This is a genomic window from Flavobacteriales bacterium, from assembly GCA_021739695.1.
Lineage (GTDB): Bacteria > Bacteroidota > Bacteroidia > UBA10329 > UBA10329 > UBA10329.
The window spans coordinates 1-15,000 of the sequence record JAIPBM010000008.1 but is presented as its reverse complement, the minus strand read 5'-3'; the positions used below and the strand labels follow the sequence as shown (position 1 = coordinate 15,000).

Genomic DNA, 15,000 nt, shown 5'->3' with positions numbered 1-15,000 from the left:
TAATCAGCTGAGGGTTAGTCGGGTCCTAACGCGAACCCGAAAGGGGTAGTGGATGGATAACTGGTTAATATTCCAGTACTAGCTTTACTGCGATGGAGTGACGGAGAAGTGAAAGACCTGCGTGCTGACGGAATAGCACGTTAAAGAGTGTAGGTATAGGGATGGTAGGCAAATCCGCCAACCCTGCTGAACTTGATAGTACCGCGAGCCTTCGGGCAAGCGGATAATGGTCCTAATCATACTCCCAAGAAAAACTTCTAAGCTTCAGGTAAAAGCTACCCGTACCGCAAACCGACACAGGTAGTCAAGGAGAGAATCCTAAGGTGCTCGAGTGATCCGTGGCTAAGGAACTAGGCAAATTAACCCCGTAACTTCGGGATAAGGGGAGCCTCCTTCGGGAGGTCGCAGAGAAATGGCCCAGGCGACTGTTTATCAAAAACACATGGCTTTGCAAAATCGAAAGATGAAGTATAAGGCCTGACACCTGCCCGGTGCTGGAAGGTTAAGAGGAGATGTCATCCTTCGGGAGAAGCTTTGAATCGAAGCCCCAGTAAACGGCGGCCGTAACTATAACGGTCCTAAGGTAGCGAAATTCCTTGTCGGGTAAGTTCCGACCTGCACGAATGGTGTAACGATCTGGGCGCTGTCTCGGCCACGAGCTCGGTGAAATTGTAGTATCGGTGAAGATGCCGATTACCCGCAACGGGACGAAAAGACCCCGTGCACCTTTACTATAGCTTAACATTGACTTTGGGTATTTGATGTGTAGGATAGGTGGGAGACTACGAAGCTGCTTCGCTAGGAGCGGTGGAGTCGTCCTTGAAATACCACCCTTTAAATATCTGGAGTCTAACTTGCATGCAAGGACATTGTTTGGTGGGTAGTTTGACTGGGGTGGTCGCCTCCAAAAGAGTAACGGAGGCTTTCAAAGGTACCCTCAGTACGCTTGGCAACCGTACGTAGAGTGTAATAGCATAAGGGTGCTTGACTGTGAGACCTACAAGTCGAGCAGGTACGAAAGTAGGATATAGTGATCCGGTGGTTCCGCATGGAAGGGCCATCGCTCAAAGGATAAAAGGTACGCCGGGGATAACAGGCTGATCTCCCCCAAGAGCTCATATCGACGGGGAGGTTTGGCACCTCGATGTCGGCTCGTCACATCCTGGGGCTGGAGCAGGTCCCAAGGGTTGGGCTGTTCGCCCATTAAAGTGGCACGCGAGCTGGGTTCAGAACGTCGTGAGACAGTTCGGTCTCTATCTGTTGTGGGCGTTAGAAATTTGAGAGGACCTATCTTTAGTACGAGAGGACCGAGATGGACAGACCTCTAGTGTACCTGTTGTGGCGCCAGCTGCATCGCAGGGTAGCTATGTCTGGATGAGATAAGCGCTGAAAGCATCTAAGCACGAAACTCGCCTCAAGATTAGATTTCTTTTAAGGGTCGTTAGAGACGATGACGTTGATAGGTTGCAGGTGTAAAGGCAGTAATGTCAAAGCCGAGCAATACTAATTACCCGTAAGCTTTTACAAACTAATGCGATTTAGAATTACAATATATTTTCTTCCCTCATTGTCAATATCAACTTAGGTTGATATAAAGCTTTAAGGTGACTATTGCGGTGGGGTTCACCTCTTCCCATTCCGAACAGAGAAGTTAAGCTCACCAGCGCAGATGGTACTACAGTAACATGTGGGAGAGTATGTCGTTGCCTTAATTTATTTAAACCCTGACCATGTAATAATGGTCGGGGTTTTTTGTTTTCTATACTTTCCAACGTTTTGTCATACAACATTCGGATAGCTGTCGTTTTACCATTGATTGTCGGATTATGTCTGGCAATAGTCAATGGATTCGCACAGAATGGAAAGTTTCATATTGATTCCTTATTTCCTTCTAATGTTTCTGATACCCTAAACGTTAAGGAGTACACTTTTAGTGATTGGGTGTATGGTGAAGAAGGGCACTATCTGCTCAATCAGCTTCAGGGAGTCCAGAACTTTCATCCTTTTAATGCCACTTCTCCTGTAAGGAATGATCTGGGAAATATTGGCTCTGCTGATCATAAAGTGTTGTTTGATTTTGACCGATCTTTCGGATTCCATTTTCGTTCGTCAAGACAGGGTATTTGGAAATCGATAGAAAGACGTACCATTTTACTCTCGGAAAGGATGTTTTCGAATGTCCAATATGTCAATGGGGCAAATAGGGAAAACTATTTGCATGCGAATTTCACACGCGGTTTTGGGCAATTGCTGAATTTTGGATTCAGTTTCAAACGGATTAAGTCGTTGGGGTTTTATGATAGGCAAGCGAATACGTTTACTGATATGTCGGTTTTTGCAACTATTCGTTCGAAGGATAGCAGGTATAAAGCAGCCATCATATTTGATTACTCCAATCTGCTTGCTGAAGAAAATGGAGGACTTGCAAACGATACTATTTTTGAAAACAACGTTACGAGTGGCCGAAGTTTCATTTCTGTCAATTTGCCACAGTCCAGCAATCATTGGAAAGGAGTAGATGTTGGACTAGAGCATCGATTTTTTCTTGCAAAGGAGGATTCAACATCTAATGTGAATCGGTATCGACCTGCTATCTCTCATTCCTTTTCGGTTGACCGCAGCGTAATGGTCTATGATAATATACCAGATACGACTAGTCATTTTTACGAGCAGATATACTCTGATACGACTGCAACATATGATTCTACCAGAGTGCTTTCAGTATCAAATACGTTTCGATTTGAATTGGTGAAATCGGATTCATTACCGGATAAAGTATTGAACAGGTTGGCCGTTGGAGCAAGGCACGATTATCATCGAATTTCGTACGATTCTACGTTTACAAAACAAGTACATAATGTTTCAGTGCTTGCAAATGTGAACGGAAAGCTTTTTGGCGAAGTTGATTGGAATGCTGCCGGTAATTTAATGGTTTACGGATATAATATTTTTGATCTGAAGGTTGATGGGCAATTTGACTATTCCATTGACAAGTCTCATTTTTCTGCGTTTGTTAACTATTCTCTATTCAGACCTGATTTTGTTACGGATAACTACCAGAGCAATCATTTCATTTGGGATAATTCATGGCTTCAAACTCAGCATTTGAAAACAGGATTGGTTTACGAACAGAGTCGGCTACGATTTAGAGGAAGCTTTTCATACCATATTCTCGATAATCTAGTGGTTTATGGAACTGATAAACTTCCTTATCAGAGCAATTCTGTGAATCAACTTCTGGTGTTTCGATTACAGGAACATTTCAGAGTTCGCTGGTTTCATTTGACTTTGGATGGAGCAGTTCAGTTAAAATTAACGGGAGATGAGATACGCGTTCCGTTGGCCTTGGGAAATGGGATGTTGTATTATCAGAATGACCTTTTTAAGAAGAAATTGAGATTGCAAGTTGGTGTTCAGGCGAGTTATTGGACAAATTATTTAGCTAGCGCTTACAATCCAGCTGTGTCTGATTTCTATTTGCAAAACACCAAACAGGTTGGGAATTATCCATTTATTGATGTGTTCTTGAATCTACGGGTGAAAAAATTGAGGGCTTTCGTGAAGTTCACGCACATTAATGCTGGTTGGCTTGGCTACAGGTATTACAGCGTGCCGAATTATCCAGTGAACGATTTCGCTTGGAAGTTTGGAATCAATTGGGCGTTTTTGGATTGACAATTTCTGTATCCATTGCCTCTATGATGTTTCAATGTAAGATCTAAAGTTGGCTTGCGTTAGGGATGGTAGCGGCATCCTTTTTTCGTTCTCTTTCACTTCGACTTCTCTCTGTCTTCGACTTCACTCAGGCTTCGGCTAAGCTCGCTCAGCGGCCGTTCTGAAAAAAGATATAGCGAACAGCCCGACACCGATTGCGCAGTTTACGGAGCAATTCGGGGGAACGCCCAATAACTTATACCAGTCGTTTAAATATGATCAGGTTTTCTGCTTTTTCTTGCGAGCTGCTGGGAATAATATATTGTTGAGAATCAGTCGATAACCTGGCGAATCTGGATGGAGGTTAAGATCTGTTGGTGGATCGTAAACGAAGTGTTGGTAGTCTTCTGGGTCGTGGCCACCGTAGAAGGTCCATTGGCCTTTTCCGAGCGTACCATGAATGTAACGCGCTTCCTGAAGTGATTTGTTCTCGCCCATAATGAGCACATCCGTTTTTATGAATTGTTTGCGGAATGCGGTGGTCTGTCCCATGAAGCCTTTGATGAGCTGCTCATGATTTTGGCAAAGCATTGTGGGCACTGGATCCCATTTGGCGGAGAATTCAAACAGTGCGAAGTAGTCGGTTTTTTCGGTGACCTTTCCTTGGCGCGACTCTGTTGCATCGATGTTTGAGAACTCGTATTTGGCAGGATCGGTGATCAGTTGGAAGTTGTCGAATGCGATGCAGTTCTGGTAATCGAGCTGGCTGTTGTAGTTGGGGGTAGAGGCATCTCCATCGAACATGGATTCGCAAATGTCAATTTGATGCGCTGATAAAGCGATGTCGTAAGAGTCTGTTCCAGAACACATGGCAAAAAGAAATCCGCCTCCAGCCGTGTATTCCTTGATCTTGTTGGCTACAGCAAGTTTGAGCTCGGAAACTTTATTGAAGCCATTCCTTCTGGCCATTTCCTCAGAATATTGAACTTGTTCTTGATACCAAGGAGCATTTCTGTAACTATTCCAAAATCGTCCGTATTGCCCAGTAAAATCTTCGTGATGCAGATGGAGCCAATCGTAAAGGAGCAGTTTTCCATCCAGCACCTCATCATCATAGATAACATCGTAGGGAACTTCAGCGTAGGTGAGAACAAGCGTAACTGCATCGTCCCATGGTTGCTTGTTTTTTGGGCTATAGACAGCGATTTTGGGAACCTTTTCCAATTTGGCAATGTCCATATTTACTTCTGGATCAGCAATTTCTTGAAGGATAGCCGTTGATTGGGCATCAGCAATAATCTCGAAACTCACACCTCTTATCATGCATTCGCTCTCAATTTCCTTGGCGTATTTGCACATAAAACTGCCACCACGGTAGTTGAGTAGCCAGTCTACTTCGACTTCGGCCTGCAACACCCAATAGGCAATACCGTAGGCTTTGAGATGATTCTTTTGCGAATCATCCATAGGAATAAGAAGATAAGCCGCCATGAGTTGGCTGCTTATCAAGATAAACGCAAGGGTTGCTATTATTGATTTAAAATACCGAATCATCATCGTCTTCCAGATCGTCAAGATCATCCATCCTCGACATTTTAGTCATCACATTCGGACTATCGAATTCTGATGATCGTGGCATGGCGCTTGGTCCACCAGCAATACTGAATTCTGGGTCGTCATAGTTGGTGAACTTTGCCAAACTATTGATGAAACGCAATGGAACCGTTCCTGTTGCACCACTTCTGTGTTTTGCCACAATTAGCTCCGTCAATCCTTCCGTTGGCAAGTTGGTTTCTTCCGAAACTTCGATGCCATAATATTCTGGACGATAGAGGAACATGACCATGTCAGCATCCTGCTCAATTGCTCCGGATTCACGAAGGTCAGATAGCATTGGTCGTTTTGTGCCGCCTCGGGTTTCAACCGCACGACTCAACTGCGAAAGTGCTATGACAGGAACTTCCAGTTCTTTTGCCAAACTCTTCAATGAGCGTGAAATTGTACTGATCTCTTGTTCACGGTTTCCACCTTTCTGGCTTCCGCCAGCAGTCATCAATTGCAAATAATCGATCACGATCATTTGTATGTCGTGCTGAGCTTTTAATCTACGGCACTTGGCGCGAAGTTCGAACACGGACAATGCTGCTGTATCATCAATGAAAATCGGAGCTTCACCAAGTTGCTTCAATGAAGCGTGCATGTGTTCCCAATCCGATTTGTCGAGTTGGCCTTTCTTTAGCTTCTCACCAGGAATTCCAGATTCGCTGGAAATAAGTCGGTTGACCAATTGAATGGAAGCCATCTCCAATGAGAAGAAAGCAATGGGACGTTTGAAATCGACCGCCATGTTGCGTGCCATCGAAAGCACGAATGCTGTTTTACCCATGGCAGGTCGGGCGGCAATGATCAATAGGTCAGATTTCTGCCAACCGTTGGTCATTTTGTCCAATTCAGTAAAGCCTGTTGGCACACCGGTAATACCTCCATCTTTTGTAGCCGCTTCTTCCACTTCCTGAAGCGCTTTCTTCACAAGCACACTCATCGAATCGTAACTCTTTCGAAGGTTGCCTTCTGCAACCGAAAAGAGGCTCGATTCCGCTTTATCCAAAAGGTCCAGAACATCTGTCGTATCCTCAAAAGCTTCGTGGTAGATATCGCCAGAAACACGGATCAATTCGCGCTGAATGAACTTCTGTGCAATGATCCTAGCATGGAACTCTGCGTTTGCAGAAGATGCAACGCGGTCAGTCAGTTGACTCACATAATAAGGACCGCCTACCAGATCAAGGCTTCCCTCTTTTTTCAACCAACTGGAAACGGTGAGGATATCAATAGGTTCACTTTTGCTGAACAGGTCGGTAATGGCCTCGAAAATCTTCTGATGTTCTATGCGATAGAAGCTTTCTGGTTTCAGGATCTCTACCACATCATTGAGCGCATCACTTTCAAGCATCAACGCACCAAGAACTGCTTCCTCCAGATCGGTAGCATTTGGCGGAACTTTACCGTGTTCCAATCCTTGTTTGGATTGCGTGTAGGTTGAAGGTTTCTGTCTTCTGGTTTTTGTGTCTTGTGTCATCCGCTCAGCCCACTCTTAATTTTTGATTTTTCTCGTATTTATTCTGTTCAATCTGCTGTTTTACTACCTGAACTACCATGTATGCCGTGGCACCCAACAGTATTACTAGAATGATGCTGGAAATCAGATTTTTCTGATTTTTTTTCCAATATCGCTGAATCTTATAGCCTCGCGGCCGCTGCTTGATCTTTACTTTTTGACGATACTTAATGCGGATTTTTTGCTTTGTTCTTCCGCTATCGTGTGGCGCATCGCCAACGTCATCACTCAAATTTTCAGGCGCAGAATCGTCTATCATTTCGACCACCAAATTAACGGTTTTAAAAGGGGATATTGCCTTGTAATTATTCACGTTCTCTTGTTATTACGTAGTTCACATCCCGTGCATAACTTTGTTTTATGTCCATTAGAGCTGTAGTCAGTTTTTGTTTTGCCTCTTTACTGGCCTGCTACGGATGTAAGCAAAAGGACGATGTGCCTCCGATGGTATCAATCAGCTCGCCCACTTACGGAACCACATACTCGGTATTGGATACCGTTTCAGTGGAATTTGAAGCACTGGACGAAACACATTTGGCGTCCGTTACTGTCAATGTTGTGAATGCTGATTTTATCCCTGCCACCAATTCAGTTTCGGTTGATATGACCAGCAATTCAAACATGGGATCGGCACAGATCATTTTATCAAACAAACTTTTGGAGACGGGCACTTACTATGCTGTCGTAACCGCATCAGATGGATCTAACCAAGCGAAGGATTACGCACAGATCAAGATAAACGCCTTGCCCAAAAAGCGGAGAAGCATATTTTTCTCCACCTCTTCCGGAAATGGTTCTGATCGCATAACGGTTATTGATTCACTCTTTCAAAATTCCAGCAATTGGATCACTGCTTCTCAAGACATCAAAAAGATTTCGGTCAATTCTTTGAGCGACCGACTGAATTTGATTGGCAACTTTTCCACTGGCATCTTGAGCTATGACATCAAGGGCCGATCAGTGGTTTGGGGCCAAGATGTGTTTCCATTGGCGCAATACCCAAGATATCAAGACATTTTCTGCGATGGAAATACGGTTTACGCCACCACCTACGATAGGGAAGTTCGGAGCTACGGACTTTCAGGCGTGTTGACGATGAACCTTCAAACAGGCGTTTATCGCCCCGAAACCGTTTATGCTGACGCAAATTACCTTTTGATAGAATTGAACCTCGTGGGCGACAATGACCATTTTATTGCGGTTCATAGCGCTAGCACAAAAGCATTGCTTTGGACATTGGATGTGCCGATGGATGTGATTGCTATCTGTCCCCTACAATCGGATGAAGTGTTGCTTTTCGGAAACGATGGGCAGCAGGCGCGCGTGTTGCACTACGATATTGGAAACAACGGATATTGGGAGCCGCGCCAATTACCGGCCGGATTGGTGCTTGATGCCGTTAAAATGGACGGACAGATGTTTGCCATGGCGCACGAAAACGGACTTTATGCCTACACCTATTCGCCCAATTATTTGAATTTGATAAAGGCTGGCACGCGCTTTCAAGACCTATGTTTTGATGTAGACAACGGCACCATTCTGGCCGCTTCTGGCAGTACTTTAGAAGAGATTTCGCTGCTAGGACAGACCATACATTCTTTTGCAGATGCAGACAGTATTACAAGTATCGATGTATTTTACACCCGGTGAGTAAACAGGAGATTTCCATACAGCGGGCAGCTGCGGTCATACGCGATGATTTTGATGAATTCCATCAGGAGTTCAAATCGCTGACGCGAAAGGCAGCCGATATTTTTGCCAGACGTGCTTGGACAGAAGGTCAAAAGTTGGCTGTTGTGCGTTTGGACCTTTACAAGCACTACGTCAACCGTTCCGAATTGCAAGTGCAACAGATTCTGAAACACAATTTTCAGAATCATGCCACGTGGCGCAGACTGAAATTGAATTTTGCCGAACTGGTTTCAGATAGGAGAGATGGCCCCATTGTGGAGAGTTATTTCAATTCTGTGCTGCGCGAACTCTTCATCAACGAAGGAATTGACGAAGAGATCGAGTTCATTGATTTTGAGCGCAAGGTGCTCCAGACCAATCCGGAAGAACCCATTTACAAGCGCTTCTATCTTGGTTCAGATAACCTCGAAACCATCTGGACGCGCATCATCCAATCCTACGATTTCAAATTCGAATTCAAGGATCTGGAAGCAGATATCGAACGCGTGTCCATTGCCATCCGAAACCAAGTGCTCGACCGCTTTGGAAGATTGGAAGAGGTCGATCAACTCGATATGATCCGCTCCGTGTTCTATCGGAACAAAGGCGCCTATCTCGTGGGCAAGATTACCAAAGGCAACATTCAGATTCCTATTGTGCTGCCGCTGGTTCATTTCGAAGATGGCGTACGCATCGATAGCGTGCTGTTCAGTAAAAACGACATAGCCATTGTCTTCAGTTTTAGCCGAAGCTACTTTCTGGTCGATTCCGAAAATCCGGTCGACCTGATCCATTTCCTGCGGCCACTTATGAAGCACAAGAACCTATCGGAGCTTTATTCGAGCATTGGCTACAATCGGCATGCGAAGACCGTGCTGCTCAAAGAACTCTATCGCCATCTCGAAACCAGCAATGACCCCTTCATTCCCGCACCCGGAATCAAAGGAATGGTCATGGTCGTTTTTACCCTTTCGGGTTTCAATGTGGTTTTCAAGATCATTCGCGATCGCTTTGGCGCCACCAAGAATTTCGGTCGCCAACACGTTATCGACTGTTACCAATTGGTGTTCATGCACGATAGGGTGGGGCGCCTGGCCGATGCCATGGAATACGAATACCTCCGTTTCGAAAAAGCACGCTTCACCCCAGAAGCACTGCACGAACTGCTCGTAGAATGCTCCGAAACCTGTTTTGTAGAGGGCGATGATGTGGTGGTCAAACACCTATTTACCGAACGTAAGCTTACCCCGCTCAACATCTACCTCGACCTCGTTGACGAGGAAAAAGGAAAAGAAGTGGTCATCGATTATGGCAATGCCGTAAAAGAACTTGCCGCGGCCAATATATTCCCGGGCGATCTGCTACTCAAGAATTTCGGGGTCACCCGCCACGGCCGCGTCATCTTTTACGATTACGATGAACTCTGTTTCCTCGATCAGATCAATTTCAGAACAATTCCGCCACCACGCAATCCAGAGCAACTCTACTCGGGCGAAGCTTGGTACACGGCCGAAGAAAGCGATGTCTTTCCCGAAGAATTCGGAGCCTTTATGGTACCGCGCGGCCCGCTCAAAGACGTGTTCATGCAGCATCATGCCGAACTCTTCACCGCCAAATTCTGGAAGGATATGCAAACCCTCCACAAAGAAGGGCAAATGGCCGATTTCTTCCCCTACAAGCGCGGACAGGTAAAATTGGGCTACAGCATTCAATAGCGCACACCTACATTTTGGGCGTTCCCCTCGCTTACCCCTAACCTAGCGCAAAATCGGGTCGGGCTGTCCGCTATATCTTTTTTCAGAACGGGCGCTGAGCCTAGCCGAAGCCTGAGCTTAGCGGAAGCCTGAGCGAAGTCGAAGGCAGATCGTAGCCGAAGCGCCCGTTCAGAAAAAAGGATGCCGCTTCCATCCTTAACGCAGCTCGTGTAGCAAGCATCAACACCTTATCTCACTGGTAGTTCCAACAATACAGTTTCGCTAACTTGCACAATGGTATGTCTATCCTGAAAATAGAATCCGATGGCAAAAAACTAAACGAAAGTTGACGAAATGAAGTACCTAATATCGTTTGCAATCTTGGTTCTTTTGAGCTCCACTTGCTTGGCGCAGGAAAATCTTGTCGTGAATGGGGGTTTCGAAGAAATTAGTGATTGTAATTTTGGGTCTGGTGACATTTCGTTTGCAACGGGCTGGTTTAATCTCTATAATAATGAGACAGGTCAAGGAGCAGACGTGTTCAATCGTTGTTCAACAGACCCCATCTATTTAGTCCCAAGTACAGGCGGTGGCTTTCAGGAACCTAAAGAAGGGGATGGGTTTGGCGGTTTTATTGCATACAATCTATTTGAAGCACCTCGTGGTACTTTGACAGATCAACTCGAAAAGGACACTACATACGCTGTTGAGTTTTGGATTAATCTTGCCAATACCAGTCGCGAAGCAGTCGCAGGTTTAGGCTTAGTTTTTATGGATTCAGCGTGGAGTTTACCACAAACATCTTACGATACAATTAAAGCTGACATTTTGTATCCCGACTTTATTTTGGACACGATGCAATGGGTTCGTATATCTAAGCTATACTTTGCTAACGGTACAGAACAATTTTTTTCAATTGGATTATTTGACACTATCATTAGTTTCAACATTGAACCATTAGGAGGAAGTAGGTACTACTTTTTAGATGCTGTTAACATACACAAAGCCAATAAAAGTGAAATCAACGGCATCTCGCAGCAAGAACTTGAATTCAGCATCTATCCCAACCCAACCTCCGAGTTTCTTTTTGTGAAAAGCAGAGAACCGTTGCTCCAAGTGGAGCTGTTCGACCTGCAAGGTCGCCCGGTGCTGGGGCTTTTAGAGAATAATGGGACATGGAAGGGTGATATGAACCCACTGTCCGCTGGTATTTACCTGTTGGAGGCAACTGCCGAAAACGGCAACCGCTCCACCAAACGCTTGGTAGTGCAGCATTAAGTACAAGCCCAAAGTCGTATATTGTTGAGGTGAAAATCCTAACACAAAAGATATTGGTAAAAGGACTGCACCTAGCTGTCCTCTTGCTTTTTTGCATGGCTGCACATGCTCAGTCCATTCGATATTCGAATTTCTACGATTCAAATTCAGGAGCTGAAATTTTGGCTGAGGCAATAACCCTGAATGACGGTTCTTTGATGATAGCAGGAGTGACATCGAACGCCAATGGCTCAGGTTATGGAAAAGTCTTGAACATGGTAGTAGCTGAAGATGGAACGCTACAATACTCTCATGTTTGGGAGGAGATTCAGGCCTCAGTTGTACCATATGCGATTGTTCGAACGTGGAATGGCGGGATCTACGAAGCTGGAACAAAACATGATTATTCTGTATCAAGTTCAGGAACAGGTGACTTTTTTCTGGCCAAACTGGATGAAACGGGTGATACCCTTTTTACCAAGGTGATTGAACGGCCTGATACGAGTGATTTTCTTCTGGATATGGTGCAGACCAGCCCGAATAAACTGCTGTTGATAGGATGGACCTATAATGATACCGTTGCCGTAAGTTCGGCTGCCCAGCTTCTTTTCATTACCACAGATACTCTTGGAAATGAATTGAACCGTATCGTGTGGGGGGGAGGGGGTACTGATTATGTTCATTCCGGTGTGGTTGTAAATGATCAGGGTGATGTGGTTATGACGGGCTACACAAAGAGCTTTCCCTCCGCAAGTACTGGAAGGACATGGGTGATCCGGACAGACAGCATCGGGAATGTGAAGTGGCACAGAACATATAATGGTGTTGTCGGTATCGGAAGTAGTGCAGCGAGGGTATCATTGCTACCTGACGGGAATGTTCTCGTTGCTGGAGGGAATAGCACATTTGGGTCATCCAATTTTGGTGGAGATGGATCTCTTATGAAAATCGATACTACTGGCAATCAGATATGGGCAAAGGAATATGAGATGTTGGAAGGTCAAGGGCTTTGGGACTGTAAGGGGTTGGCAGACGGAACAATCGTTTCCTGTGGGGTGTCGGTTGGTGATGACGGTAGTCAGGCCGGGTGGCTTATCAAGACAGATGAGAACGGTGATACGCTATGGACCCGAACATACAACCCTTCCTCCCTTATCGATTTTATCCGGTTTATGTTAGTGATGCCAAATGGAGATATTGTGATGCTAGGTAATGGCCGCGCTCCCGGTCAGACCATACAAGACGGTTGGGTGCTGCGGGTTGATAGCAACGGGTGTCTGGTGGAGGGCTGCTATGGTGTGGGTATTGAAGAAGAGGAAAAAGACGAAGAATTTTCTGTTTACCCCAACCCTGCCACAGACATCCTGAACATCAAACTGGCAGACCACCTCACGACACTAACCATAACCATCACCGATATTACAGGCCGCGCGTTCCCCCTTCAAAAGCATGTGCTGAGCAATGTCGAAGTAGGGGTGCCCGCAGGGCGGGGGATTTATTCTTACGATGTTTCCACATGGCCCAACGGCATCTACCTCATCACCATCACAGACCAAGACGGCAACCGCTCCACCAAACGCTTGGTAGTGCAGCATTAAGTACAAGCCCAAAATCATATATTGTTGAGGTGAAAATCCTAACACAAAAGATATTGGTAAAAGGACTGCACCTAGCTGTCCTCTTGCTTCTTACTTCTGTGTTCAGCTATGGTCAATCGATCCGCTACTCTAATTTCTATGATTCTAACATGGGAGCGGAAATTTTGGCTGAAGCAATAAGACTGGATGATGGTTCTTTGGTGATTGCAGGAGTGACATCCAACTCTAATGGCTCTGGTTATGGAAAGGTCTTCAACCTGGTGGTGGGTGAGGATGGTAGTTTGCAACACTCACATGTTTGGGAGGAGAACCAAGCAACCGTTGGCCCTTATGCCATTGTACTAACAGAAAATGGCGGCATCTACGAAGCAGGTACTATTTATGACTACTCCGTGCAGAGCCCTGGATACGGTGATTTCTTTCTTGCAAAGCTGGATGAGACAGGCGATACGTTATTCACCAAAGTAATTGAACGGCCTGACACCAGCGATTACCTCTTGGATATTGTGCAGACCCGCCCGAACAAGTTATTGCTCATCGGTTGGACATACGATGACACGGTTGCAGTCAGTACAGCGGCACAATTGCTTTTCATTACGGTGGATACGCTGGGCAATGAACTGAACCGCGTGATCTGGGGATTAAGCGGTGCAGATTACATCCACTCGGGGCTTGTGATAAATGAAGACGGGGAAGTAGTGATGACAGGGTGGCTGGGATACAATACATGGATGGTAAAGACAGACAGTGTAGGCAACGTTCTATGGCATAGGATATACACACAATTGGCACCTGGTGGTGATGGCGGCACTTGCGTGGTTGCAACATCAGACGGCAATTACGCTATTCTTGGTGGGTCTGAACATTCCAACACTGGACTTTCCGATGGTTACATATTGAAGGTTGATCCATCAGGCAATGAGATATGGACAAAAAAATATGAGGCGCAGCACGGATCTCAGAGTCTTTGGTGGGGGCAGGTTTTGGATGATGGAAGCTTCGTTGCCTGTGGCCAAACGACCGATACGGATGATGACAGTCAGGCAGGCTGGCTCATAAAGACCGATGCAGATGGGGAACTGATGTGGTCACGGATATTCAACCCTTCTGACCGAATAGATTATTTACGCAATATGGTGGTTAGCACTAATGGGGATATTGTATGTTTTGGTACAGGTTGGACTTCGGGAGCAGAGGTGAATCAGGACGGCTGGGTTTTGCGCGTTGATAGCAACGGGTGTCTGGTTGAGGGGTGCTATGGTGTGGGTATTGAAGAAGAGGAAAAAGACGAAGAATTTTCTGTTTACCCCAACCCTGCCACAGACATCCTGAACATCAAACTGGCAGACCACCTCACCACACTAACCATCACCATCACCGATGTTACAGGCCGCGCGTTCCCCCTTCAAAAGCATGTGCTGAGCAATGTCGAAGTAGGGGTGCCCGCAGGGCGGGGGATTTATTCCTACGATGTTTCCACATGGCCCAACGGCATCTACCTCATCACCATCACAGACCAAGACGGCAATCGCTCCACCAAACGCTTGGTAGTGCAGCATTGATGGAAGTTCGTTTTCGTACGCTAGTTGAGTGTAATCCTTAAAAAACGAGTTCAGAATCCTTCATTCCAACCCTTTCTCAAGCCTGCTGAAAGCTAGGTGAAAGCGTGAGCCCGCACAGGTCCAATGTGGGCGTTTGTGGCAATCTAGTCTCATGTTAATGTAATGGCAAGATCAAGTTAATGCAGCCAAAGCTTAAGTTAAGCTACGCTCGTACTGAACTAAGCTAATCAAAGACTAAGCTAAGCTAATCAAAGACTAAGCTAAGTTAATCAAAGACTAAGCTAAGCTAATGAAAGGCTAAGCTAAGCTAATCAAAGACTGATCTAAGTTACGTTCCGCGTGAGTTGGCTTCGCACAATAGCTGGGTCAGCGTAAGCCTGAACTAAGTGACCCTTATGTTGGCGTAATGCATGCATAAGAAAAGCCCCGCCAAGCATCATGCTTGG

General features: G+C 45.6%; 9 protein-coding genes and 2 rRNA genes (1 of these 11 only partly in view). 8 read left to right on the top strand and 3 right to left on the bottom strand.

Going from position 1 to position 15,000, the window contains the following annotated elements; genetic code table 11:
- The 3 genes from K9J17_06585 to K9J17_06575 form a co-directional block, all read left to right on the top strand.
- Nucleotides 1-1,527: ribosomal RNA gene (locus K9J17_06585) — 23S ribosomal RNA — on the top strand (it extends 1,342 nt beyond the left edge of the window).
- A gap of 73 nt (nt 1,528-1,600) precedes the next feature.
- Nucleotides 1,601-1,712 (top strand): 5S ribosomal RNA (rrf, locus tag K9J17_06580).
- A gap of 64 nt (nt 1,713-1,776) precedes the next feature.
- Nucleotides 1,777-3,675 (top strand): putative porin, encoded by a 1,899-nt coding sequence (locus K9J17_06575; protein MCF8276385.1) that lies wholly within the window; start codon nt 1,777-1,779, stop codon nt 3,673-3,675.
- Between the two features lie 258 nt (nt 3,676-3,933).
- On the opposite strand, the gene K9J17_06570 is transcribed toward K9J17_06575, so the two are convergent.
- Genes K9J17_06570 through K9J17_06560 form a run of 3 tightly spaced genes read right to left on the bottom strand, consistent with a single transcriptional unit; the run spans nt 3,934 to nt 7,085 of the window.
- Complete coding sequence (locus tag K9J17_06570; GenBank protein ID MCF8276384.1) at nt 3,934-5,208, bottom strand: asparagine synthetase B; 1,275 nt, start codon at nt 5,206-5,208, stop codon at nt 3,934-3,936.
- Complete coding sequence (dnaB, locus tag K9J17_06565) at nt 5,192-6,733, bottom strand: replicative DNA helicase (GenBank protein ID MCF8276383.1); 1,542 nt, start codon at nt 6,731-6,733, stop codon at nt 5,192-5,194. The genes K9J17_06570 and dnaB overlap by 17 nt, the downstream gene beginning before the upstream one ends.
- A gap of 4 nt (nt 6,734-6,737) precedes the next feature.
- Nucleotides 6,738-7,085, bottom strand: a complete 348-nt coding sequence (locus K9J17_06560) for a hypothetical protein (protein ID MCF8276382.1) — start codon at nt 7,083-7,085, stop codon at nt 6,738-6,740.
- Nucleotides 7,086-7,132: 47 nt separating this feature from the next.
- Between K9J17_06560 and K9J17_06555 the strand changes: the two genes are divergently transcribed.
- The 5 genes from K9J17_06555 (at nt 7,133) to K9J17_06535 (ending at nt 14,554) form a co-directional block, all read left to right on the top strand.
- On the top strand, nt 7,133-8,422 hold the full coding sequence (locus K9J17_06555; protein MCF8276381.1) for an Ig-like domain-containing protein: 1,290 nt from the start codon (nt 7,133-7,135) through the stop codon (nt 8,420-8,422).
- Nucleotides 8,419-10,158 carry a bifunctional isocitrate dehydrogenase kinase/phosphatase gene (gene aceK / locus K9J17_06550; protein ID MCF8276380.1) on the top strand — a complete coding sequence of 580 codons (1,740 nt, stop codon included), beginning with the start codon at nt 8,419-8,421 and terminating at the stop codon, nt 10,156-10,158. The genes K9J17_06555 and aceK overlap by 4 nt, the downstream gene beginning before the upstream one ends.
- Nucleotides 10,159-10,542: 384 nt before the next feature.
- Complete coding sequence (locus K9J17_06545; protein ID MCF8276379.1) at nt 10,543-11,415, top strand: T9SS type A sorting domain-containing protein; 873 nt, start codon at nt 10,543-10,545, stop codon at nt 11,413-11,415.
- Nucleotides 11,416-11,510: 95 nt separating this feature from the next.
- The gene (locus K9J17_06540) at nt 11,511-12,992 is read left to right on the top strand and encodes a T9SS type A sorting domain-containing protein (GenBank protein MCF8276378.1); all 1,482 of its coding nucleotides are present in this window, start codon (nt 11,511-11,513) and stop codon (nt 12,990-12,992) included.
- A gap of 29 nt (nt 12,993-13,021) precedes the next feature.
- Nucleotides 13,022-14,554: a T9SS type A sorting domain-containing protein gene (locus tag K9J17_06535; GenBank protein MCF8276377.1), complete on the top strand. Its 1,533-nt coding sequence runs from the start codon at nt 13,022-13,024 to the stop codon at nt 14,552-14,554.
- Nucleotides 14,555-15,000 lie beyond the last annotated feature (446 nt).